Origin of the sequence: Nocardioides halotolerans DSM 19273 (assembly GCF_000422805.1) — a bacterium.
In the GTDB taxonomy this organism is placed as follows: Bacteria; Actinomycetota; Actinomycetes; order Propionibacteriales; family Nocardioidaceae; genus Nocardioides; species Nocardioides halotolerans.
The window spans coordinates 71,296-94,534 of record NZ_KE383923.1 but is presented as its reverse complement, the minus strand read 5'-3'; the positions used below and the strand labels follow the sequence as shown (position 1 = coordinate 94,534).

Below are 23,239 nucleotides of genomic sequence, written 5' to 3'. Positions count from 1 at the left end.
GGCGGATCGGTCCGGTCGGCGCTAGGCTCCGCCACGAGAAGCACGAACAACTTCATTCATCACGCCCGCCGTGGGGGAAGCCGGTCCAAGTCCGGCGCTGACCCGCAACCGTAGGCCGCACCACCTCGGTGGTGCTGCGAGCCGGAGCACCTGCTGCGACGCGTCCTGACCAGTCGCTGTCGAGGAAACTGCAGCGGGTCGAGCCCGGATCTCCGGGGCCGTTCCCGCTGTCTGCAGCGGGAAGGAACCATCCATGCGCATCACCTTCGTCCACGGCGCCGCCGTGGTCGCCGGCTCTGCTCTGGCGGCGGGGCTGTGCCTCGTCGCGCCGAGCGCACAGGCATCCGCCATCCCGGCACCGGCCGGGGCCGACCCCGCTCCTGCCGCGGGCGCCGCGTCGTACCTCGCCGCCCAGCGCCAGGCCAACGACATCCTGCGGACCACCTGGGGCCAGGGGCCGGGGGAGTTCTACGACGACTACGGGCTCACCATCGACGCCGGCTTCGCGCTCGACGCGGTGGGTGGGCAGGCGGCCGCGCTGACCGCGATGACCAACGCCCTCGTCGCCAGCTCGAGCAGCTACTACAACGACTTCTCCGGCACCGGAGCGGCCGCCAAGCTGTCCGCGTTCCTGCAGTCGCAGGGACGCAGCGGCGCGCTCGTCGACGACCTCGTCGCCGCGGTGGAGGCCCACATCGAGGCCGTCGACACCGACTACCTCGGACGGCTCGTCGACGCCGACGACCCCGCCACGGAGTGGGACGACGACTTCAACAGCCCGCTGACCCAGGCCTTCGCCGTCGCGACGCTCCACGACGCGGGGTCGTCACTGGCGGCCTCGGCCCTCGCGTTCGACCTGCGCCAGCAGTGCGCCGCGGGCTTCTTCCGCGAGGCGTTCTCGCCGAAGGCCGACACCGAGCAGGGCTGCACCGACGACGCCCCCACGGGCGGCAGCATCGACGTCACCGGTCTCACCGTCCTCATGCTCCAGGACCAGAAGGCCGCGCCGGCCGTCTCGGCCAGCATCACCAAGGCGCTCGACTGGCTGGTCTCCCAGCAAGGGGCCGACGGCTCGTTCAACGGCGGCAACGCCAACAGCACCGGCGTCGCGGGCTGGGCTCTGGGCGTCGGGGGCCGCACCGCGGCCGCGGCCAAGGCCGCGCAGTGGCTGCGCGGCCAGCAGCTGGTCAACGCCGGGTCGTGCGTCGCGTACGCCGCCAAGGACGACGGCGCGGTCGCGCTCGACGCTGCCGCCCTCGTCAAGGCCAGGTCGGGGCCGCTCGGAGCCGTGGACACCAGCGTGAACACCAGGGCCACCACCCAGGCCCTGCCCGCGCTGCTGTGGGCGCCCGGCGGCTCGGCGGCGGGTGCCACCACGCTGACCGGACCCGCCGACTTCGTGAAGGCCGGCAGCACCCAGTCGGTCGGCGTCAGCGGCGCTCCGGGCAACACCCTGTGCGTCACCGTGGGCAGCACCTCGAGCCGGGTCGTCCTCGACGCCGCGGGCACCGCGACGATCGCGGTGGCCATGCCCAAGAAGACGGCGGACGTGACCGTGTCGGCGGTCGACGCCGGCGGTGAGACCGACTCCGTCACCGTCGCCGGGCTCGCGAAGGCCACCTTCAGGCTGAAGGGCCGCACCTCCGTCCACCTGGGCGCGAAGCTCACCGTGAAGGTCACCGGCCTGGCACCGCGGGAGAGCGCCGTCGTGACGTTCCTGGGCAAGAAGGTCAAGAAGCAGGCCAACGCCAAGGGCGTCGTCAAGGTCAAGCTCAAGGCGACGAGGCTCGGCACGTCGAAGATCAAGGTCAAGGGCGAGTTCCGTGGCCGCAAGGGCGTCCGAGCGGTGACGGTCACGCGATGACCGGTCCGAAGGGGCTGGTCGCCCGACTCGCCGTGGTCCTCGCGACCGCGACGGCGGGCCTGGGCATCGTCGCCGGCTCGCCCGCACCCGCGACGGCGGCCGCCTGCTCGGGGGCGACCGGCGTCACGGTCGTCGTCGACCACGGCGCCCTCGGCGGCGGTGTCGACCAGGTGTGCGTCACCAGCGGCGGCCAGGACGGCGCCTCGCTGTTCGCGTCGGCCGGGTTCTCCCTCACCTACGTGCAGCGCCAGCCCGGGTTCGTGTGCCGGATCGACGGGCAGCCGGCCTCCGACCCGTGCGTCAACACCCCGCCCTCCAACGCCTACTGGGGCCTGTGGTGGTCCGACGGCAGGTCCGGTTCGTGGAGCTACTCCTCGCTGGCCGCCGGGGCGCTGTCGATCCCGAGCGGCGGGTACGTCGCGTTCGCGTGGCAGACCGGCTCCAGCAACCCGCCCGGCGTCCCGCCCGCGCCGCACGCCAGCACCCCGACAGCGGCGCCGTCCACGACCGCACCGCCCGGTGGTGGCGGGTCGGGCGGCGGGTCGGGCGGCGGCCACGGTCAGGGCGGCGGCAACGGCGGTGGCAGCGGTGGCGGGAACGGCGGCGGCTCGGGCGCTCACGCCTCGCCCACGCCCACGGCCCCGCCGAGCGGGAGGCCGTCGGCGAGCTCGGCCGCCACCCCGACGGTGGCGCCCACGCAGAGCGCGGTGCCGACCTCCGCCACGCGGTCGGCCTCCGAGGAGCCGACCCCGACGGGCTCGCCCGCGACGACCAGCGCGCCGTCGAGCCCGTCGGAGACCGCGCCCGCGGACGCGACGGCGTCGCCGTCCGAGGTGGCGGCGCCCACGGCGTCGGAGCCCCCGGACGACGCGGCCACGTCGGGCACGCTGCCGGGCTGGGCGGTGCTGCTGGTGCTGCTCGCGCTGGCCGGCGGCAGCGCGGCGGCGTACGTCCTGCGCGGTCGTGGGCGGACTAGCCCATAGATGTCCGAACTTTCTCCGGGGCACCCGGCCGTGCTGTATTTTTCATGATGGACGCGGAGGCATGTCGCGTGGGGGCCTCAGGAGGACGTCGTGACCAGCACCAGGACGAACATCGTCCGCATCGCCGTGGCGGTGCTGCTGGGTCTTGCCGCGTGCTTGGTCGCCTGGTGGCCGCAGAGCGCGGCCGGTTCGGGCCAGACCAGCGTGGGTGCGCCGTCGGTGGCGGCGCCGACCCAGAAGACGCCGACGCCGACCAGGCCGCCCACCGCGACGGTCGCGCCGACCACCCAGGCCCCGCCCCCGCCGCCGGCCTCACCGACCAAGAAGCCCACCAAGAAGCCGACCAAGAAGCCCACCAAGAAGCCGACGAAGAAGCCGTCGACGCTGCACAACGGCGGCAACAACGGCGGCAGCAACGGCGGCAAGCCCCACAACCAGGGCTCCGGTGGCTCGCAGCAGAGCAAGCCGCCACCGGCGTCGACGAGCGCGCCGTACGTGCCGCCCGCGGCGTCGAGCACGCCCGCCGCACCGGCGACCACCCGCTCGCCGTCGGCACCCTCGACCGCGCCGACCTCCGCGCCGACGTCCGCGCCGACCAGCGCCGACCCGACGCTCGAGGCGCTCGCCACCCCCAACGGTGGCGACCAGGGCAGCACCGACGCCGAGACCTACGACTCCTACCTGAGCAGCTCGGCGCCGGTAGAGACCAAGAGCGCCCCCGTCTGGGTGGTGCCGGGCATCCTGCTCGTGCTCACCTCGATGCTGGCACTGCTCGGTGGGGTGCTCGGCCGGGGCAACCGCCCGGCCCTCGCGCCGGCGAGGTCCGACGACACCCCGAGCGGCGACGACTCCTAGGCCGTGGCCTAGCCCGGCCGGCTGGGCCCGTGGTGCCCCGATGAGCGCCGCGCGGCTGCCCCGCGACCTGCACCCGGTCGCGTGGTGGGTGTGGGCGCTCGGGCTGGCGACCGCGGCGTCGTTCACGACCAACCCGCTGGTGCTGCTGACCATCGTCGCGGTGGCCACGCTGGTGGTGCTGGCGCGGCGCTCCCACCAGCCGTGGGCCGACGCGTTCCGGCTCTACGTCGTCGTCGCGGTCGTCATCGTGGCGATGCGGGTGCTGTTCCGGGTCGTCCTGGGCGGCAGCGTCGGCGGTGGGCACGTGCTGCTCGACCTGCCCCAGGTGCCGCTGCCCGACTGGGTGCTGGGGCTGCAGCTGCTGGGCCCGGTGACCCGCGAGGCCCTGCTGGCCGGGCTGTACGACGGACTGCGGCTCGGCACGATCGTCATCTGCGTCGGCGCCGCCAACGCGCTCGCGAACCCCAAGCGCCTGCTCCGGTCGGTGCCGGCGGCGCTGCACGAGGTCGGCACCGCCCTGGTCGTGGCGGTGACGGTGCTGCCGCAGCTCGTCGACAGCGCGCGCCGGGTCCGGACCGCGCAGGCGCTCCGGGCGGGCGACTCCCGGCGCACCGGCCGGCTGCGCCGCTACCTCGTCCCGGTGCTCGAGGACGCGCTCGAGCGGTCGCTGGCGCTGGCGGCCGGCATGGACACCCGCGGCTACGGCCGCTCGGCGGGTGCGCCGCCGAGCGAGCGCCGCGTCACCGGCGGCCTCATGCTGGTGGGGCTCTGCGGCGTCGCCGTCGGGGTCTACGCCGGCCTCGACCACACCGCGCCGCGGGTCCTCGCGACCCCGATGCTGGTGCTGGGCGTGCTCGCGGCGTTCGCGGGGCTGGCGCTGGCCGGCCGCCGCGTCGCCCGCACGCGCTACCGGCCCGACCCGTGGCGCTGGCCGGAGGTGGCGGTGATGCTGTCGGGCGTCGCCACCGGCGTCGTCGGGTGGTGGGTCAGCGGGCACCAGATCCTCGTGGCCTACCCCGGCCTCACGTCGTTCCCGCAGGTCACGCTCGTCGCGCTGGCCGGCTCCGTCCTCGGCCTCGCCGCGGCGGCGGCCGCACCCGAGCCCCGGACGGTCGCGTCGTGACCTTGCTGGAGCTGCGTGACATCACGTTCGGCTACGGGTCCGCCCCCGTGCTCGACGGTGTCTCGCTGTCGGTCGAGGAGGGCGAGCTCGTCCTGGTCACCGGCCCGACCGGGTCGGGGAAGTCGACGCTGCTCGGCGTGGTGACCGGACTGGTGCCGAGGTTCTCCGGCGGCACGCTCCGCGGCGACGTCCTGCTCGACGGGGTCTCCGTCCTCGAGGCGCCGCCTCGGGAGCGCGCACACGCGATGGGGTACGTCGGCCAGGACCCGCTCGCCGGGTTCGTGACCGACACGGTCGAGGAGGAGCTCGCCTACGGCATGGAGCAGCTCGGCCTGCCCCCCGAGACCATGCGGCGCCGGGTCGAGGAGACCCTCGACCTGCTCGGCATCGCCGACCTGCGCGACCGCGACCTGCGCGCCCTCTCCGGCGGCCAGCAGCAGCGGGTCGCGATCGGCGCGGTGCTGACCATGCATCCCAGGCTGCTGGTGCTCGACGAGCCGACGTCCGCCCTCGACCCGACCGCGGCCGAGGACGTGCTGGCGACGATCACCCGCCTGGTGCACGACCTCGGCGTCTCGGTGCTGCTCGCCGAGCACCGTCTCGAGCGGGTGGTGCCGTTCGCCGACCGGATCGGCCTGGTCGGCGGCGACGGCAGCCTCGTCGTGGGCGACCCCGCCTCGCTGCTCGCGACCTCGCCGGTCGTCCCGCCGCTCGTCGAGCTGGGCCGGGCCGTCGGCTGGTCCCCGCTCCCGCTGACCGTGCGGGAGGCGCGACGGCGGGCGGCGACGCTGGCCCTGCCGCCCCCGGCGGCCGAGGCGCCTGCGGCCGGGGAGGCCGGTGTGGTCGTCTCCGGCCTCACCGTCGTCCACGGCCGGACGGTCGCCGTGCGCGAGGTGTCACTGACCCTCGCGCGCGGCCGGGTCACCGCGCTGATGGGCCGCAACGGCTCCGGCAAGTCGTCGCTGCTGTGGGCGGTGCAGGGGAGCGGCGCCCGCCGGTCGGGGCGCGTCTCGATGGGCGACCTCGACCCCGCGGGGCTGCGGCCGGCCGAGCGTCGCCGCGCCGTCGGGCTGCTGCCGCAGCAGTCGGCCGACCTGCTCTACCTCGAGACCGTCGACGAGGAGTGCGCGGCCGGCGGCCCGGACACCCGGGCAGTCCTCGACACCCTGTCGCCCGGGATCCCTGGCGACCAGCACCCGCGCGACCTCTCCGAGGGTCAGCGGCTGGCTCTCGCCCTGTCGCTCGTGCTGGCCGGACGTCCTCCTGTCGTGCTCCTGGACGAGCCGACCCGCGGCCTCGACTACCGCGCCAAGCGCGCGCTCGCCACGATCCTCCGCAGGCTCGCCGCGGAGGGCCGCACGGTGCTGGTCTCCACCCACGACGTGGAGTTCACCGCGCTCGCGGCCGACGACGTGGTGGTGCTCGCGGAGGGCGAGGTCGTCTCGTCCGGGCCGGTACGCCGCGTCGTGGCCGAGTCGCCGGCGTTCGCGCCCCAGGTGACCAAGGTGCTCGGGGCGCCGTGGCTGCGCGTCGACGAGGTCACCGACGCCCTGGCGGAGCTGCCGTGACCGACCACGCCCTCCCCGTCTCGCGCCGAGCCGCGCTGATCCTGGCCGTTGCCTCCCTGGGCGGGCTGATGATGCTCGTCTGGCCGCTGCTGCTCCGGGTGCAGCCCACCGACCGGGTCGACCCGCCGTTCCTGTTCCTGGCGCTGCTGCCGGTCGTGATCGCGGTGGTGCTGGCCGAGCTGAGCGAGGGCGGCGTCGACACCCGGGTGCTCGCCGTCCTCGGAGTGCTCAGCGCGATCATCGCGATCCTGCGCGGGCTCTCGCCGGGCCTGGGCGGGGTGGAGCTGACGTTCTTCCTGCTGGTGCTGGCCGGCCGGGTGTTCGGCCCCGGCTTCGGCTTCGTCCTTGGCGTGACCTCGCTGTTCGCCTCCGCGCTGATGACCGCCGGCGTCGGACCCTGGCTGCCGTTCCAGATGCTCGTCTCGGCGTGGGTCGGCATGGGTGCCGGGCTGCTGCCGCGCCGGGTCACCGGTCGCTGGGAGATCGCGATGCTCGCGGCGTACGGCGTCGTCGCCGCCTACCTCTACGGCCTCCTCATGAACCTCTCGGGCTGGCCGTTCCTCCTCGGCATCGTGATCCCCGGCCACGAGCAGACCGCGCTGTCTTTCGATCCCGCGGCGCCTCTCTGGGAGAACCTCCAGCGCTTCGGCGCCTACACGCTCATCACGTCGACCGGGTCCTTCGACACCGGCCGCGCGATCACCAACGCCATCGCGATCGTCGTCGTCGGCCCGGCCGTGCTCACCACGCTGCGTCGTGCCGCCCGCCGCGCCACCGTCGTCGGGACCGCGCACCGACCGGATCCGTCTGCGGCCGCCAGCGGCGGGTGACAGGTCAACCGGCCGACGCATCGCCTGGGGTCGGGTCGACCACCAGGATCTGGTCGTCGTCGTCGCCGGGGGAGCCGCGGCCGTCGCGGTTGCTGGTGGTGACCCACAGGTTGCCGTCGGGGGCGACGACGACCGTGCGCATCCGGCCGTAGGCGCCCACGAAGTAGGGCTCGGGCTCGCCGGCGGTCTGGTCGGCGCCGGAGCCGGTCAGCGGGATCTTCCAGAGCCGGTTGCCGCGGAGCGCCGCCATCCAGAGGGCACCGTCGGCGTACGCGAGCCCGGACGGCGAGGCGACGTCGGTGCCCCAGGTGGCCTGCGGGTCGGTGTAGCCCTCGGAGGCACCGCCGGTGCCCTCGTGGACCGGCCAGCCGTAGTTGGCGCCGGCGTCGATGCGGTTGAGCTCGTCGAACGTGCTCTGCCCGAACTCCGAGGCCCACAGCTGGCCGTCGACGAACGCGAGGCCCTGCACGTTGCGGTGCCCGAACGACCACACCTCGGTGTCGAACGGGTTGCCCGGCGCCGGCTTGCCGCCGGGCGTCATCCGCAGGATCTTGCCGCCGAGCGAGTCGCGGTCCTGGGCCAGGTCGCCGTCACCGGTCTCGCCGGTCGAGGCGTAGAGCATCCCGTCGGGGCCGAACGCGAGCCGCCCGCCGTCGTGGATCGCGCCTAGCGGGATGCCGGTGAGGACGGGCGACACCGGGCCGAGCCGGTCGCCGCGGAGCTCGGCCTTCACGATCCGGTTGTCGTCGGGCGCGGAGACGTAGAAGAACACCAGGTGGTCCTGGTCGTACGCCGGCGAGACCGCGACGCCGAGCAGGCCGCCCTCGCCCTGGGGCGCGGCCGCGCCGACGGAGCCGACCTCGGTGACCTCGTGGTCGGGCCCGGAGATGACGAGCACCCTCGCCGAGTCGCGCTCGGTGACCACCGCGTCGCCGCTGGGCAGGAACGCGAGGCCCCACGGCACCTCCAGGCCGGTCGCGATCGTGTCGACGACCTCGGGCGCCGGCCCGGACGCACCCGCGGTGGCGGTGCCGGACGGCGGCGTGCCGTCGCCGCCCACGTTGACCCGCACTTCGTCACCGCCCTGCGAGCAGCCGGCCGCCACCAGGAGCAGTGCGACGGCCGAGAGGGCGGCGCGGGCCATCAGGGGATCCGGGCCAGGAACTCGAGCAGCAGATCGTGCACCTTCTCGGGCTGCTCCATCTGCACGAAGTGGCTGCCGCCGAGCTCGACGTACGTCGCACCGGGGATCCGGGCGGCGGCCGAGGCCATGTCGCGCGAGCCGGCGAGGACGTCCCACCTGGCGGCGACGAACGCCGCCGGCACCGCGATCCTGCTGAGCGAGACCCGGCCGTGCTCGGAGGTGGCGATCGCGAGGTGCATGTACCACTCGATGGGGGTCTCGAGGAACTCGCGCACCGCGTTGGCGGCGCCCTCGGTGTCCGGCACGGGGAACATGAAGCCGGTGTGCGTCAGCACGCCGATCGCGCGCGACCCCACCGGCAGCCGGGTGGTGACGGGCGTCAGCGCGCGCCCGGTCAGCCTGAGGGCACGGGCGAAGCTGACCGTGAGCCCGTGGGCGACCTGGCGAGGCAGCCGCAGCGGCGCCAGCATCGTCGCGAAGGTGTCACCGGGCACGCCCGCGACCGCGAACAGGCCGGACACCCGCTCGGGGTGCCGGAAGGCCAGCTCGAACATCGTGTTGACGCCCATCGACCAGCCCATCAGCGGCGCCCGGTCGACGCCGAAGTGGTCCATCACCGACAGCGCGTCCTCGACGAAGGCCTCGATGCCGCAGTGTGAGGCGTCGTCGGGGCGGTCGGAGCCGCCGGTGCCGCGGTGGTTCCACGAGATGACCCGCACCCCGCAGTCGGGCCGCAGCAGGGCCGGCCAGGCCCACGGGCCGGTGCCGAGCCCGTTGCAGAGCACGACCGTGGGGCCGTCGATGGTCCCGTCGGTGTCGTTGGTCCAGGCAGTGAGGCGGGTGCCGTCGTCGGACAGCACGTCGTGGAAGCTGATGCTCGGCGCCGGCGCGACCCGCGCCGCAGAGGTCGGCATGACGTCGATTCTGCCGGAGGCGGTGGGTTCAGTCCGGCACCGGCTCGGAGAGCGTGCCGCTGCGCGTCGCGCCGACGCTTGCGGCGACCACGCAGGCCATGGCCACCAGCTGCACCGGTCCGAGCAGCTCGTGGACGACGACGAGGCCGGCCAGCGCGGCCGCGGCCGGCTCGAGGCTCATCAGGATGCTGAACACGGCCGGGCGCATCGTGCGCAGCGCGACCAGCTCGCAGGTGTAGGGGATGACCGAGCTGAGCAGGCCCACGAGCGCCCCGAGCACGATGATGCGCACGTCCGCTACCTGGTCGGCGTACCTCCCGAGCGCGAGCGGGGTGAGCACCACCGCCGCCACGACGCTCGCGACTGCGAGCCCGTCGATGCCCTGCCAGCGGCGGCCGGTCGCACCGCTGAGCAGGATGTACGCCGCCCAGCAGCCGCCGGCCAGGAGCGCGAAGCCGACGCCGGCCCAGGTCAGGTCGCCGGGCTGGAGGCCGAGGAGCAGGACGCCGAGGCCGGCCAGCGCGACCCAGACCAGGTCGCGCGCCCGCCGCGAGCCGAGCACCGCCAGGGTCAGCGGGCCGACGAACTCCAGCGTGACCGCCAGGCCGATGGGGATCCGGGCGAAGGACTGGTAGATCGCCCAGTTCATCAGGCCGAGGACCAGCCCGAACGCGACCACCACGAGCCAGTCGCGACCCGTCCGGCCGCGCAGGGCGGGCCGGGCGACCGCCAGCAGCACGAGCGCGCTGGTGGCCAGCCGAAGCCAGACGATCGTGGTGGGCTCGACCTCGTCGAAGAGCGTCTTCGCGACGCCGGCGCCGAACTGGACCGACAGGATGCCGGCGAGCACCAGCCAGAAGGGCGGGACCCGGGAGACCCGGGAGACCCGGGAGACCCGGGTGGCGCGGACCGATGAGTCGCGCGCCGCCACCGGGTCAACCTATCGACGCACGTCCCCGCCTCGGACAAGGATGCACACCATGAACCACACCGTCCTGCTGGTCGGCACCCGCAAGGGGCTCTGGGTCGGCACGTCCGACGAGACGCGCGAGGAGTGGCAGTTCACCGGACCGCACTTCGACATGGAGGAGGTCTACTCCTGCCTGGCCGACACCCGGTCCGACCCGCCACGCCTCTACGCAGGCGCCTCCTCCAGCTGGCTGGGCCCGCGGGTCCGCCGGTCCGACGACCTGGGCGCCACCTGGGCGGAGAGCGCCGACGGCGGCATCCGCTTCCCCGAGGGCAGCGGCGCGAGCGTCGAGCGGATCTGGCAGCTGGTCGCCGGCCACGAGCCGGAGACGGTCTGGGCCGGCACCGAGCCGGGCGCGGTCTGGCGCTCGTCCGACGGCGGGCACACCTTCGCGCTCGAGCAGCAGCTCTGGGACCACCCGCAGCGGCAGGAGTGGGGGGCGGGGTTCGGCGGGCAGGCCTTCCACACGATCCTCCCGCACCCCGACGACCCCGACTCGGTCACCGTGGCGATCTCGACCGGCGGCGTCTACCAGACCTCCGACGGCGGCGCCTCGTGGCAGGCGCGCAACGCGGGCATCCGCGCCGAGTTCCTCCCGGAGGGCCAGCAGTACCCGCCGTTCGGCCAGTGCGTGCACAAGGTCGCCCGGCACCCCGCGCGCCCCGACCGGCTGTTCCTCCAGAACCACGGTGGCGTCTACCGCTCCGACGACCACGCCGCCTCGTGGACCTACATCGGCGACGGGCTGCCCGCCGACTTCGGGTTCCCCGTCGTCGTCCACCCCCACGAGCCCGACACGGTCTTCGTCTTCCCGATCAACGGCGGCGACCGCCGCTACCCGCCGGACGCCAAGGCGCGGGTGTGGCGCTCGCGCGACGCCGGCGAGAGCTGGGAGGAGCTCGGCGACGGGCTGCCCGACGACTTCTTCGTCGGCGTCATGCGCGACGCCATGTGCGCCGACAGCCACGACTCCGCGGGTCTCTACGTCGGCGCACGCAACGGCGCCGTGTGGGCCTCCGCCGACGCGGGGGAGAGCTGGCGCCAGGTCGTGGCCAACCTCCCGGACGTCATGGTCGTCCGGGCCGCGGCGTACTGACCCCGGGGTCGGCGGCTCAGGCGGGCGCGCTGCCCTCCAGCTGCTCGTCCTCGACAGCGGCCTCCTCGCGCACCTTCTCGATGTGCTCACGCGCGTCCTCGGGGGAGAGCCGGACGGCGTACGCGATCACGTAGATCAGCACCGAGAAGGCGAGGATCACCGCGATCGAGGACTCGAAGTTGAGCCAGCCGCGGTTCCCCTTGAGTGGGTCCTCCGGGAAGCTGCCCATCCACGAGATGACCGTCAGGCCGCCGAGCCAGGGCAGCAGCCACGACGCCCCCGCCTTCAGGTCCAGCCGCGGTGCAGTGACCCGCCCGGTCGCGGCGAAGACGCCGAGGAGCACGAACCCGAGCACGACCGAGACCATCAGCTTCCAGACGATGTCCCAGCCCGACCAGTAGATGATCAGGTTGGAGCCGAAGAAGGCCAGCAGCGGGATGGCGTGGCCGCCGGGCAGGCGGAACGGCCGCTCCTCGTCGGGCACCTGCTGGCGCAGGGCGACCATGACCAGCGGGCCGGACGCGAAGGACAGCACCGTGGCCGAGGTGATGAAGCCGACCAGCTGCTGCCAGCTCGGGAAGGGCAGGAACACGATCAGGCCGACGAAGAAGGTGACGATCAGGCTCAGCAGCGGCACGCCGCGGTCGGTGGTGCGGGCCAGCGCCTTGGGGGCGTTGCCGTTGCGCGCCATCGCGTAGGAGATCCGGGCGGTGATCGTGGTGTAGATCAGGCCGGTGTCGCCGGGGGAGACGATCGCGTCGATGTAGAGGAGCACCGCCAGCCAGCTCAGGCCGAGGATGGTGGCGAGGGCCGCGAGCGGACCGAAGTCGTTCTCGAAGCTGAGGTCGGCCCAGCCGCCGGAGTCGGCGAGGATCGACGGCTTGAGCGAACCGATGAACGCGACCTGCAGCGCGATGTAGATGACGGCGGTCAGCAGCACCGAGCCGATGACGGCCAGCGGCACGTTGCGCCTCGGGTTGTCGGTCTCGCCGGCGAGCTCGATGCCCTGACGGAAGCCGAGGTAGGAGAACACGATCCCCGAGGTGGCGACCGCCGTGAAGACGCCGTGCACGCCGTTGGGGGCGAAGCCGTGGTCGCTGAAGTTGCCCGGGTGGAACGCCGAGATCAGGAACGCCGCGATGACCAGCAGGATGATGCCGATCTTCCACCAGACCAGCACGTTGTTGACGCGGGCGAACCACTTGATGCCGTAGTAGTTGACGACCACGAAGACCGCCATCAGCACGACCGCGGCGCCGTACCCCAGCGCGGTCAGGGTGTGCACGGCCTCACCGTCGACGGTGTGCTCGCTGGTGAACGCGGCGTACTTCGTGCCGTACTGCAGCGCCGCCTCGACCTCGATCGGCGCGGTCGTCGCGACGGCGACCCACGTGATCCAGCCGGTGGTGTAGCTCGCGAACGAGCCGAAGGACATGTGGGGGTAGCGGACCACGCCCCCGGAGAGCGGGAACATCGTCCCGAGCTCGGCGTAGACGAGCGCGATGAGCAGGATCATGAACCCGCCCAGCGCCCACGAGATGATGGCGGCCGGGCCCGCCTCGACCGAGGCGTTGAGGGCGCCGAAGAGCCAGCCGGAGCCGATGATCGAGCCCACGCTGGCGAAGAGGAGCCCGACGACGCCGACGTGGCGCTTGAGGTGGTGCTCCTGCTGTCCGGGTGCTTCCTGGGTGGTGGTGGCCATCCCCCGCTCCTTCCGTGGGGTTGCCCGGACGGTTGCCCAGAGCAACGTCAAGGAGTACCCACACCGGGTCGCGCACTCACCCGGCCACATTCCAAGCCGTGACCGGAGAGCCCCTCCGCACGCCGTACGCTCGGCCCATGGCACAGGTTCCAGGTGGCACCCCGGACATCAAGCCCCGGTCGCGCGACGTCACCGACGGGCTCGAGCGCGCCGCCGCGCGGGGGATGCTCCGTGCGGTCGGGATGGACGACGACGACTTCCTCAAGCCGCAGATCGGCGTCGCGTCGAGCTGGAACGAGATCACGCCCTGCAACCTGTCGCTGCAGCGCCTGGCGCAGGCGGTCAAGAACGGCGTGCACGCGGCGGGCGGCTACCCCTTGGAGTTCGGCACGATCTCGGTGTCCGACGGCATCTCGATGGGCCACGAGGGCATGCACTTCTCGCTGGTCAGCCGCGAGATCATCGCCGACTCGGTGGAGACCGTGATGAGCGCGGAGCGGCTCGACGGATCGGTGCTGCTCGCCGGCTGCGACAAGTCGCTGCCGGGGATGATGATGGCCGCCGCGCGGCTCGACCTCGCCAGCGTGTTCCTCTACGCCGGGTCGATCATGCCGGGCCAGGTCGACGGCCAGGACGTCACGATCATCGACGCGTTCGAGGCGGTCGGCGCCTGCCTGGCCGGCAAGATCAGCCGCGAGCAGGTCGACCGGATCGAGCGGGCGATCTGCCCGGGCGAGGGCGCGTGCGGCGGGATGTACACCGCCAACACAATGGCCGCGGTCGCCGAGGCGATCGGCATGTCGCTCCCGGGGTCGGCCGCGCCGCCCGCGGTGGACCGGCGCCGTGACGGCTTCGCGCACCGGTCGGGGGAGGCCGTGGTCGGGCTGCTGCGGCAGGGCATCACCGCGCGCCAGATCATGACCCGCGAGGCCTTCGAGAACGCCATCACCGTGGTGATGGCGCTCGGCGGCTCGACCAACGCCGTCCTGCACCTGCTGGCGATGGCCCGCGAGGCCGAGGTCGAGCTGAGCATCGACGACTTCAACCGGATCGGCGACAAGGTGCCGCACCTCGGCGACCTCAAGCCGTTCGGCCGCTACGTGATGAACGACGTCGACAAGGTCGGCGGCATCCCCGTCGTGATGAAGGCGCTGCTCGACGCCGGCCTGATGCACGGCGACTGCCTGACCGTGACCGGCCGGACGATGGCCGAGAACCTCTCCGAGCTGGACCCGCCCGCGATCGACGACGACGTGATCCGCTCGCTCGACCGTCCGATCCACAGGACCGGCGGCCTCACGATCCTCAAGGGGTCGCTGGCCCCCGAGGGCGCGGTCGTGAAGACCGCCGGCTTCGACGACTCGGTCTTCACCGGCACGGCGCGGGTCTTCGACGGCGAGCGCGCCGCGATGGATGCCCTCGAGGCAGGCCGTATCGCCGCCGGCGACGTCGTGGTGATCCGCAACGAGGGCCCCAAGGGCGGTCCCGGCATGCGCGAGATGCTCGCGATCACGGGCGCCATCAAGGGCGCGGGCCTGGGCAAGGACGTCCTGCTCATCACCGACGGCCGGTTCTCGGGCGGCACCACCGGCCTGTGCGTCGGCCACATCGCCCCCGAGGCGGTCGACGGGGGACCGATCGCGTTCGTCCGCGACGGCGACCAGATCACCCTCGACGTCCTCAACCGCTCGCTCGAGGTCGAGATGGGGGACGACTGGGAGTCCCGCAAGGACGGCTGGGAGCCGCTGCCGTCGCGCTACACCTCCGGGGTGCTGGCGAAGTACCGCAGGCTCGTGTCATCCGCCGCCGACGGGGCCGTCACCGGCTGATTCGGCGTGCTGGCCGGCGTACGTGCGGCCGGCTCCAAGACCGTTTCGGCGCAATTGCGCCGGATCGGTCTTGTTTCACGCGTGGAACAAGACCGAATGGGCGCGAATGCGCGGAATCGGTCTTAGCAGCACGTCCTCAACCATGTGGTTGACAACTACCAGGGCGGCGTGGCAACCTGCTCGTGTTCAACCGATCGGTTGAACACGATCGAGAGGCCGAGATGACCGCCGACCCGCTGTCCCAGGTGTTCGCCGCACTGGCGGACCCGACCCGGCGCGACATGGTGGCCCGCCTGTGCGCGGGCGACGCGACGGTCGGCGAGCTGGCGGCGCCGTACGACGTGAGCCTGCAGGCCGTCTCCAAGCACCTCAAGGTGCTCGAGGGTGCGGGGCTGGTGACCCGGGGCCGCGACGCGCAGCGCCGGCCGGTGCATCTCGAGGCAGAGGTGTTCGACCTGATGACGAAGTGGATCGAGCGCTACCGCCGCGAGGCGGAGGCGCGCTACCAGCGCCTGGACGCCGTCCTGGCGGAGCTCAACGACGAGACCGACGGCAACGACCGTTCCGAGCAAGGAGAGACCGCATGACCACCACGACCACGACCGCCGACGGCACCACGACGATCGAGGCGCCCGCCGACCTGCCGCTGATCCGGATGACCCGCGAGTTCGCGGCGACTCCGGCGCAGCTCTTCCGCGCCCACACCGAGGCCGACCTGTTCTCGCGCTGGACCGGCCCGGACGGCACGGAGGCCACCATCGACCACTGGGACGCGCGCAACGGCGGCAGCTGGCGCTGGCACGGCACCGCGGGCGGGGAGGAGTACGCCTTCCGCGGCTGCTTCCACACCGTCCGCGAGGACCGGCTCGTGCAGACCTTCACCTACGAGGGGATGCCGGACAGCGTGGCGCTGGAGACGATGGTCTTCGAGGACCTCGGCGGCGGCCGCACCCGGCTCGTCGCGACCTCGCTATGCGACAGCTTCGAGGAGCGCGACGCCTGGCTCTCCTCCGGTATGGAGGTCGGCGTGAACGACGGCTACGCGAAGCTCGACGCGCTGCTGGCCGACGGCACTCTCTAGAACCCCCGACGACGCGGAGGGGCGTCGGGTCGCAACCGGGGGCGATCGCATATCGTCTCCTGTCCGATGGACAAATCCGATCGCCCCGTCCTCGTCGGCGTCTTCCTCGCGATGGCCGCGCTGATCGGGCTCGCCGCCGCCGTCCCGGACGCCGCGAACCTGCCGGCCTGGGGCGCGATGCGCGAGGCCGGTACGACGGCGACCACCGTCTCCTCGACGTCCGGGCTGTCGGCCACGGCGCACACCGACACCGGCAGCGGCACCACGGTGACCGACCCCCAGTCGCAACCGCCGGCGTCGGAGCCGACGTCGGAGCCGACGCAGCAGCCGACCCAGGAGCCCGCGGAGCCGCCCCAGCCCACCCAGACGCTGCCCGGTGGCGCCACCAAGATCTTCGGCGACGGCCGGTTCCTCGTCGCCTACTACGGCACCGCCGAGACCGGCGCGCTCGGCGTCCTCGGCGAGACCCGACCCGACGAGATGCAGCGCCGGGTGCACCGCGCGGCCAAGCCGTTCGCCCGCAAGAACCAGCCGGTCCAGGTCGTCTACGAGCTGATCGTCAGCATCGCCGACCGCTACGCCGGCCCCGGCGGCAACTACTCCCACGACATCCCGCGCGCCGAGGTGCAGAAGTACATCGACGCCGCCCACCGGCACGATGCCCTGCTCCTGCTCGACATCCAGCCCGGCCGCTCCGACTTCCTGACCGCCGCCAAGCGCTGGGCCTGGGCGCTCAAGGACCCCTACGTCGGCCTGGCGCTCGACCCCGAGTGGCGGATGGGCAAGCACGGCGTGCCCGGCACGCGCATCGGCTCGGTCGGTGCCGGCGAGGTCAACCGCGTCTCCGCCTGGCTCCGCGACCTCGTCGCCCGCCACTCACTCCCGCAGAAGCTGTTCGTGCTCCACCAGTTCCGCACCGACATGATCAACGACATCGGTGCCATCGAGCCGCGCCGCGGCCTGGTGATGGTGCAGCACGTCGACGGCTTCGGCACCCCGGGCCAGAAGCTCGACACCTTCCACGCGGTGGCCCGGCCGAGCCAGTTCTTCATGGGCTTCAAGCTGTTCTACGACGAGGACGTCCACCGGATGTCGGCGGCCGACGTCCGCCGGATCAGGCCGAAGGTCCGGTTCGTCAGCTTCCAGTGACCCCCTGGTGAGGCCCGCCCGGCCGGAGCCGGACGGGCCCCCGTTCAGGCGCCGAGCCGCAGCGCGGCGAGCACCTGGTTGAGCAGGTTCGCGAGCTGGCCGAGCAGGCCCGCGGCCGGGGTGCCGTCGAGCAGCCCGGTGATGGCGCACAGCAGGTTACCGAGCAGGTTCCCCGCCCCGGTGGCCGCGACGATGTCGAGGACCACGCGGTTGAGGTGGATCTGGAGCCCGAGCAGATCGAGGTCCAGCGGCCCCAGCACGAGGTGCAGGATGTCGCACGCCGCGGCACGACCCGCGACAGCGCCGCTCGCCGCGTCACGGCTGAGCGAGTGCCCGGCGGCGGACCTGACCGGCACGCTGCGGATCGAGGTGAACGTGCTCGTCCGGCCGGCCTCGTGGACGACGCCCTGGACGATCCCCTTCATCATGAGCCGGCCGTGCTTGCTCTTGACGCGGAGCGGGGTGAAGGTGCCGGTGACCCGCTCACCGTGGGAGGTCTTGCCCTTGATGCGAGAGGTCATCGACCCCTGGTCGGTGTGCGCGACGGTGGCCGGACGGGTGCGATCGGCAGTGGTCGCGGAGACCGCCCCCGGCTGCCCGGCCAGGGTCAGTGCGGCGGACAGCAGGACCGCGACGAGGGCGGCCCAGCGCACCGGCAGGCGCCCGCCGGGTTCTGTCGAGTGGTGACGAGGAATGGACATCGGTCTTTCCCTTCTGAGCTCGAGAACCCGATCCCCAGACCAATCTCCCCGTGAGGTCCAGACGGGCGTTGGACCCGTCTTCAAGTCCTGTGTCCGAGGGGTCGCGGGCTAAACCCCCCAGGGTGTCGATTCGGGTAGACATGCACGGTGAGCTCTGCCGGCGCCGCCCTCGATCCCGCCCCCCGCGACGCGGCGGATCCACTCGCGGCCTACCGCGACCGCTTCGTCGGCGCCGAGACACCGCTGGTCTACTTCGACGGCAACTCGCTGGGCCGGCCGCTGAAGGTGACCGGTCCCCGGATCGCCGAGTTCGTCGAGCGCGAGTGGGGCGGCCGGCTGATCCGCGGCTGGGACGAGCGGTGGTTCGACCTGCCGCGCACCCTCGGCGACCGGCTCGGCGAGGTCTGCCTCGGTGCCGCGCCCGGCCAGGTCGCCATCGGCGACTCCACGACGGTGCTGCTCTACAAGCTGATGCGGGCCGCGGTCGAAGCCCAGGAGCAGGCCGGGGCCGGCCGGACCGAGATCGTGCTCGACCGCGACCAGTTCCCGACCGACCGCTACGTCGCCGGCGGAGTCGCGCGCGAGACGGGGCTGACGCTGCGCTGGATCGAGGTCGACACCTCGGCCGGCGTCACCGCCGAGCAGCTCGCCGAGGTGGTGGGGCCGCAGACGGCGCTCGTGGTGCTCAACCACGTCGCCTACCGGTCGGCGTGGCTCGCCGACGTGCCCGCCCTCACCCGGATCGTCCACGACGCCGGGGCGCTCGTGCTCTGGGACCTGTGCCACTCGGCGGCTGTGGTGCCGGTCGAGCTCGACGCCTGGGAGGTGGACCTCGCCGTCGGCTGCACCTACAAGTACCTGAACGGCGGCCCCGGCTCGCCGGCGTTCCTCTACGTCGCCGAGCGCCTCCAGACCGGGCTGACCCAGCCGATCCAGGGATGGATGGGGGCGGACGACCCGTTCCTGATGGGGCCGTCGTACATCCCGGCGACGGGCATCCGACGCTTCCTCTCGGGCACACCGTCGATCGTCGGCATGCTGGCCCTCGAGGACATGGTCGACCTGGTCGCGGAGGCCGGCCTCGACGCCGTGCGCCGCAAGTCCGTGGCGCTGACCGAGCACGCGGTGGAGGTCTCGGGCGAGCTGCTCGCGCCCCTCGGGGTCGTGCTCGCCTCGCCCCTCGACCCGGAACGGCGTGGCGGCCACGTCACGCTCAACCACCCGCTGATGCGCGAGGCCACGGCCGCGCTGTGGGAGCGCGACGTGATCCCCGACTACCGCGACCCGCACGGCCTGCGGATCGGGCTCTCGCCGCTGTCCACGTCGTACGCCGAGGTGACCGCCGGGCTGGAATCCGTTCGCGAGGTGCTCGCCGAGTTGGCATCCTGAGGCGATGACCCGCTTCCCGCGCCCGCTGACGCCAGGTGACCGCATCGCGGTCACCTCGCCGTCGAGCGGGGTGGAGGAGGCGGGCCTGGCGCGGCTGGAGTTCAACCTGCAATGGCTCCGCGACCGAGGTTACGAGGTCGTCGTCGGCGAGTGCATGTCGGGCGACCTCGTGCGGTCCGCGCCCAAGGAGCAGCGCGCCGCCGAGCTCGTCGACTTCCTGTGCGACCCCGAGGTAGCGGCCGTGGTGCCGCCGTTCGGTGGCGAGCTGGCGATCGACCTGCTCGACCAGCTGGACTGGGACCGCTTGGCGGCCGCCGAGCCGACCTGGCTGGTCGGGTGGAGCGACATCTGCACGCTCCTGGTGCCGCTCACCACCCGCCTCGGGTGGGCCACCGCCCACGGCTGGAACCTGATGGACACCGCGCTCACCCCGCCCGAGGGGCTCGTGCACTGGACCGACCTGGTCGGCGCGACCGGCGAGGTCGTGCAGCGCAGCCCGGGCCGCACGCGCGAGGGCTGGGGCGACTTCCGGGTCGCCGACACGACGACGATGTCGCTGGATCGGACGACGGACTGGGTCGTGCTCGGCGGGGGAGAGGTCGATGTCTCGGGCCGCCTGGTCGGAGGCTGCCTCGAGGTGCTGAGCCCGATGGCCGCCACGCCGTACGCCGACGTGCCCGCCTACGGCCGTGCGCACGCCGACGAGGGGCTGCTGGTCTACCTCGAGGTGTGCGAGCACGGCGCGTACGACGCCTGCCGCCTGCTCCACGGGCTGCGCCTCGCCGGGTGGTTCGAGCACGCCGCCGCGGTGCTCGTCGGCCGCACCCCGGCGCCCGACGCCCCCGACCTCACCCAGCTGGAGGCGGTCGAGGACGCGCTCTCCGACCTCGGCGTGCCGGTCGTCGCGCAGATGGACATCGGCCACACCCAGCCGTTCCTCCCGCTCGTCAACGGCGCGTCCGCGCGCGTGGTCGTCGCGCCCGGCGTCCGCGAGGTCACGCAGCGGCTGGGTTGAGCCGTCACAGGCAGCCGCTGACCGAGCCCGCGAGGGTCAGTCCCAGCAGGTCCCCGGCGCCGAACAGGTGGTTGCCCGCCCCAGCCGAGGCGGCCATCAGCTGGTCGTCGCCCCCGGGCGTGCCCGAGCCCGACGACGTGACCGATCTCGTGCTCCATCACCTGGCCCCACGTCGGCATCCCGCCGGTCGCGAACCCGCCGTTGAGCAGCTCGGCGCGGTCGAGCACGACGTAGCCGGAGACGATCTCGTTGGCCACGCCAGGGCCCGAGACGGGGTAGGCCCAGCCGACGCCGACCACGCCGCCTGCGAGCGAGCCGAGGTGGGCGGCGTCCGACCAGCCGACGACGACGTCGACCCCCGCCGGGTTGTCGTTGCCGCCGTGGTAGACGAAGCCGGTGGCGCCGACGTACTTGAAGTGCAGCCCGGTGCGGCCGGCCACCTTGGCGAAGGCCCGCTGCACGTCGGCGAGCGACCCGGCGTAGCCCGCCCCCGGGTTGTAGGCCCAGGTGATCACCCGGCACGGGTTCCACCGCGCCCCGCCGTTCCACAGCCACGTCCAGTCCAGCGGGTTGCCCAGCGCGAGGGGCAGACCCAGAGCGGGGTACTCCGCCGGGTCCCAGTCGCCGGACGGGACCTCCATCGGGCCGGTCGGCTCCACGCCGGCGCCGCCGCCCGTGCCGCCGGTCGGTGCCCCGACCTGGACGGTGAACGGCGCGGACCTCGCGGCGCCCAGGACCCGGCTGAGCCGCCCGGAGAGGCTCGGGACACGTGCATGCGAAGGCGTCACGACCGCCTGGTGCCTGGGGACCAGTGGTGCCTAGTGCACGTGCGAGCGCCAGTCGGCGGGCACCCGGTCGGCAGGGCCGGGAACGGTCTGGTCCACCGGGTGGGCGGTCGGCGGCGCGAGCTCGGGACCGTCGAGGGGCTGGTCGGTGCGGTAGTCCCAGAACCACTCCTCGCCCGGCTCGAAGCTCTGGATCACGGGGTGCCCGGTCGCCCGGAAGTGCGCCGTGGCGTGCTGGGCCGGCGAGGAGTCGCAGCACCCGACGTGGCCGCACCGGGCGCAGCGGCGCAGGTGCACCCACCAGCCTCCGGCCGGGTCGCACTCCGCGCAACCCGCGCCGCTGGGCGGCACGCTGGGGTCGATCTCGCTCTGCTCGGTCGTCATCGGCGTACGCCGCCTCCTCGGTAGGGGTCCCACCCCTGCGGGGCCGGTGGGGTGCGCTGGTCGACCTGGCGCGCCAGCGCGAGCAGCAGCACGAAGAACACCGTGATGGCCGCGCTCGTCAGCACGACCCCCATGGTGCCGTGGTCCTCGCGGTGGTCGAGGAACGGGTAGGGGTACCAGCCGCTCAGCCCGCCGACCACGAGCGTCCAGACGAGCCAGGCCAGCGGCCAGACGAGCGTCCACGCCACGTCGCGGCTCTCGATCCTCGGCCGCGGCCCGAACACGGCCCACCCGACGACCGCCAGCACCGGCACCACCTGGTGCAGGAGCGTGTCGGCGACCCGGTCCGCGCCGTCGAGGTCGAGCAGGGGCCGGAGCAGGATGAAGTGCACCACGCCGGTGACGAGGATCCCCGAGACCGCGGCCAGCCGCAGCACCCGCCACCAGGCGCCGTCTCGCAGCGGGTCGCGGGCCAGCTGCACGGTCACCACCGCCACCAGCAGGTTGCTCTGGATCGTGAAGTACGAGACGAGCCTCCCCAGCCGGATGCCGAGTCCCGGCTGCTCGGTCTCGTCGAGCACCCGGCCGCCCCGGAGCACGAGCACCAGCTGCAGCACCAGCGCAGCGACCGCGACCGCGGCCGTCAGCCCGTGCCAGATCCGGGCGCTGCGGGGGGTCACGAGGTCGAGCGTAGGGCTCTTCGGAACAACGCCAGCCGTCGTCGCTCCACCGTGGCATGATGACGCGGTCTCGGGACCCCGCCGGTCCGTCAGAAGGATGGCTACTCGTGTCGTTGTCGCGTCGTCTGCTCGTGCTCGTGATCGCCGTCCTGCTCGCGGGACCGGTGAGCCCCTGGGGGCAGGCCCCCGCCGCTGCCGAGTCCGTCGGCGTGGTCGTCGATGGTTTCGACAGTGCCGGCGCCGGCCCGCTCGGGCCACGCACCGCGACCGGCGCGGGCGGCGCGACGTTCAGCGTCTCGGGCAGCGCGGGTCACATCTCGTTGCCGGGTGCCAACGGGGTGTCGATGAGCGTGGCCTACACGTTCAACACGCTGCAGAACCTCGGCGCCAACGGAGCCACCGTGCTCCAGTTCGACTTCGACTCGGTGACGAGCCCCAACCCCGGTGGCCAGGCCGGCAACCTGGCGGTCACCGCGACCGACAACACGGGCCAGTCGGACCAGGCCTTCTTCGGGGTCTCGGCCGGCCAGACCGTCGGGGTGATCTCGCTGACCGGCACCGAGAGCTACGAGCTGCACGGCCCCGGCGACCAGACCAAGATCGCGTCGATGACGTTCCAGTTCTTCCCCGGGTCGAACGTCAACGGTCCGCACAACTTCAACATCGGCCGGATCGCGACGGTCAACCCGAGCGGCAGCGGCGGCAACCAGCCCCAGGCGATCAGCTTCACCACCACGCCGCCCAACCCGGCCTCGATCGGCAGCACCTACAGCGTCAGCGCCACCGGTGGTGGGTCGGGCAACCCCGTGACCTTCTCGGTCGGGTCCGGCACGACCAACGCCGCCTGCACGGTCGCGGGCAGCACCGTCACCTTCGTGCACGCCGGCACCTGCCAGATCGCGGCCGACCAGGCCGGCGGTCCGGGCTACGACCCCGCGCCCAAGGTGACGCAGTCGACCAGTGTCGCCAAGTCCGGCCAGTCGATCTCCTTCACCTCGACGGCCCCGACTCCCGGCTCGGTCGGCGCGACCTACACGGTCACCGCGACGGGTGGCGGGTCGGGCAACCCCGTGACGTTCTCGGTCGGGGCCGGCACGACCAACGCCGCGTGCACGGTGGCGGGGAGCACGGTGACGTTCGCGCACGCCGGCACCTGCGTGGTGGCCGCCGACCAGGC

Annotated in this window: 21 protein-coding genes; 14 read left to right on the top strand and 7 right to left on the bottom strand. The window is 73.2% G+C overall.

Features of this window, described 5'->3' with window-relative positions; genetic code table 11:
* The first annotated feature begins 253 nt into the window (after window positions 1-253).
* The 6 genes from G514_RS0115155 (at window position 254) to G514_RS0115125 (ending at window position 7,223) form a co-directional block, all read left to right on the top strand.
* Window positions 254-1,864, top strand: coding sequence for a prenyltransferase/squalene oxidase repeat-containing protein (locus tag G514_RS0115155; protein WP_028652444.1), 1,611 nt, complete (start codon window positions 254-256; stop codon window positions 1,862-1,864).
* Complete coding sequence (locus tag G514_RS0115150; RefSeq protein WP_028652443.1) at window positions 1,861-2,847, top strand: hypothetical protein; 987 nt, start codon at window positions 1,861-1,863, stop codon at window positions 2,845-2,847. Before G514_RS0115155 ends, G514_RS0115150 begins: the two co-directional genes overlap by 4 nt.
* A gap of 90 nt (window positions 2,848-2,937) precedes the next feature.
* Window positions 2,938-3,702, top strand: a complete 765-nt coding sequence (locus G514_RS0115140) for a hypothetical protein (RefSeq protein ID WP_157544845.1) — start codon at window positions 2,938-2,940, stop codon at window positions 3,700-3,702.
* A gap of 40 nt (window positions 3,703-3,742) precedes the next feature.
* Window positions 3,743-4,825, top strand: a complete 1,083-nt coding sequence (locus tag G514_RS26990; RefSeq protein ID WP_036564979.1) for an energy-coupling factor transporter transmembrane component T — start codon at window positions 3,743-3,745, stop codon at window positions 4,823-4,825.
* Between the two features lie 2 nt (window positions 4,826-4,827).
* Complete coding sequence (locus G514_RS0115130; protein ID WP_028652440.1) at window positions 4,828-6,393, top strand: ABC transporter ATP-binding protein; 1,566 nt, start codon at window positions 4,828-4,830, stop codon at window positions 6,391-6,393.
* On the top strand, window positions 6,390-7,223 hold the full coding sequence (locus G514_RS0115125; RefSeq protein WP_028652439.1) for an ECF transporter S component: 834 nt from the start codon (window positions 6,390-6,392) through the stop codon (window positions 7,221-7,223). The genes G514_RS0115130 and G514_RS0115125 overlap by 4 nt, the downstream gene beginning before the upstream one ends.
* 4 nt (window positions 7,224-7,227) lie before the next feature.
* Here G514_RS0115125 and G514_RS26985 read toward each other — a convergent pair whose 3' ends face one another.
* From G514_RS26985 to G514_RS0115110, 3 genes are read right to left on the bottom strand one after another with little or no spacing between them, the layout of a single operon-like run.
* Entirely contained in the window at window positions 7,228-8,367 is a 1,140-nt protein-coding gene (locus G514_RS26985; RefSeq protein WP_036564978.1) for a PQQ-dependent sugar dehydrogenase, read from the bottom strand.
* On the bottom strand, window positions 8,367-9,281 hold the full coding sequence (locus tag G514_RS0115115; protein ID WP_028652438.1) for an alpha/beta fold hydrolase: 915 nt from the start codon (window positions 9,279-9,281) through the stop codon (window positions 8,367-8,369). Before G514_RS0115115 ends, G514_RS26985 begins: the two co-directional genes overlap by 1 nt.
* A 28-nt stretch (window positions 9,282-9,309) precedes the next feature.
* Window positions 9,310-10,212, bottom strand: a complete 903-nt coding sequence (locus tag G514_RS0115110) for an EamA family transporter (RefSeq protein ID WP_028652437.1) — start codon at window positions 10,210-10,212, stop codon at window positions 9,310-9,312.
* Window positions 10,213-10,261: 49 nt separating this feature from the next.
* On the opposite strand from G514_RS0115110, the gene G514_RS0115105 reads away from it, so the two are divergent.
* Entirely contained in the window at window positions 10,262-11,347 is a 1,086-nt protein-coding gene (locus G514_RS0115105) for a WD40/YVTN/BNR-like repeat-containing protein (RefSeq protein ID WP_028652436.1), read from the top strand.
* 16 nt (window positions 11,348-11,363) lie between these two features.
* Here G514_RS0115105 and G514_RS0115100 read toward each other — a convergent pair whose 3' ends face one another.
* Window positions 11,364-13,049: an APC family permease gene (locus G514_RS0115100; protein ID WP_028652435.1), complete on the bottom strand. Its 1,686-nt coding sequence runs from the start codon at window positions 13,047-13,049 to the stop codon at window positions 11,364-11,366.
* A 137-nt stretch (window positions 13,050-13,186) separates the two neighbouring features.
* Here G514_RS0115100 and ilvD point away from each other — a divergent pair, with 137 nt between their 5' ends.
* The 4 genes from ilvD (at window position 13,187) to G514_RS26980 (ending at window position 17,108) form a co-directional block, all read left to right on the top strand.
* Window positions 13,187-14,878, top strand: coding sequence for a dihydroxy-acid dehydratase (ilvD, locus tag G514_RS0115095; protein ID WP_028652434.1), 1,692 nt, complete (start codon window positions 13,187-13,189; stop codon window positions 14,876-14,878).
* A gap of 221 nt (window positions 14,879-15,099) precedes the next feature.
* On the top strand, window positions 15,100-15,465 hold the full coding sequence (locus G514_RS0115090) for an ArsR/SmtB family transcription factor (RefSeq protein ID WP_036564977.1): 366 nt from the start codon (window positions 15,100-15,102) through the stop codon (window positions 15,463-15,465).
* Window positions 15,462-15,959: an SRPBCC family protein gene (locus G514_RS0115085; protein WP_028652432.1), complete on the top strand. Its 498-nt coding sequence runs from the start codon at window positions 15,462-15,464 to the stop codon at window positions 15,957-15,959. The genes G514_RS0115090 and G514_RS0115085 overlap by 4 nt, the downstream gene beginning before the upstream one ends.
* A gap of 66 nt (window positions 15,960-16,025) precedes the next feature.
* A complete protein-coding gene (locus G514_RS26980; RefSeq protein WP_051247511.1) occupies window positions 16,026-17,108 on the top strand; it encodes a PT domain-containing protein in 1,083 nt (360 codons plus the stop codon).
* A 44-nt stretch (window positions 17,109-17,152) separates the two neighbouring features.
* Here G514_RS26980 and G514_RS0115075 read toward each other — a convergent pair whose 3' ends face one another.
* Window positions 17,153-17,809 carry an ABC transporter substrate-binding protein gene (locus G514_RS0115075; RefSeq protein WP_157544843.1) on the bottom strand — a complete coding sequence of 219 codons (657 nt, stop codon included), beginning with the start codon at window positions 17,807-17,809 and terminating at the stop codon, window positions 17,153-17,155.
* 147 nt (window positions 17,810-17,956) lie between these two features.
* Here G514_RS0115075 and G514_RS0115070 point away from each other — a divergent pair, with 147 nt between their 5' ends.
* The gene (locus G514_RS0115070; protein WP_028652430.1) at window positions 17,957-19,198 is read left to right on the top strand and encodes a kynureninase; all 1,242 of its coding nucleotides are present in this window, start codon (window positions 17,957-17,959) and stop codon (window positions 19,196-19,198) included.
* Window positions 19,199-19,202: 4 nt separating this feature from the next.
* Window positions 19,203-20,213 carry a S66 family peptidase gene (locus G514_RS0115065; RefSeq protein WP_028652429.1) on the top strand — a complete coding sequence of 337 codons (1,011 nt, stop codon included), beginning with the start codon at window positions 19,203-19,205 and terminating at the stop codon, window positions 20,211-20,213.
* 818 nt (window positions 20,214-21,031) lie between these two features.
* Here the strand turns inward: G514_RS0115065 and G514_RS0115055 are convergent.
* Both G514_RS0115055 and G514_RS26975 read right to left on the bottom strand, forming a co-directional pair.
* Window positions 21,032-21,382 (bottom strand): UBP-type zinc finger domain-containing protein, encoded by a 351-nt coding sequence (locus G514_RS0115055; RefSeq protein WP_028652428.1) that lies wholly within the window; start codon window positions 21,380-21,382, stop codon window positions 21,032-21,034.
* Window positions 21,379-22,062, bottom strand: coding sequence for a Pr6Pr family membrane protein (locus G514_RS26975; RefSeq protein WP_051247509.1), 684 nt, complete (start codon window positions 22,060-22,062; stop codon window positions 21,379-21,381). The genes G514_RS0115055 and G514_RS26975 overlap by 4 nt, the downstream gene beginning before the upstream one ends.
* A gap of 107 nt (window positions 22,063-22,169) precedes the next feature.
* Here G514_RS26975 and G514_RS30715 point away from each other — a divergent pair.
* Window positions 22,170-23,239 (top strand): hypothetical protein (locus G514_RS30715; RefSeq protein WP_211222158.1); only part of this gene is annotated, 1,070 nt, incomplete at its 3' end.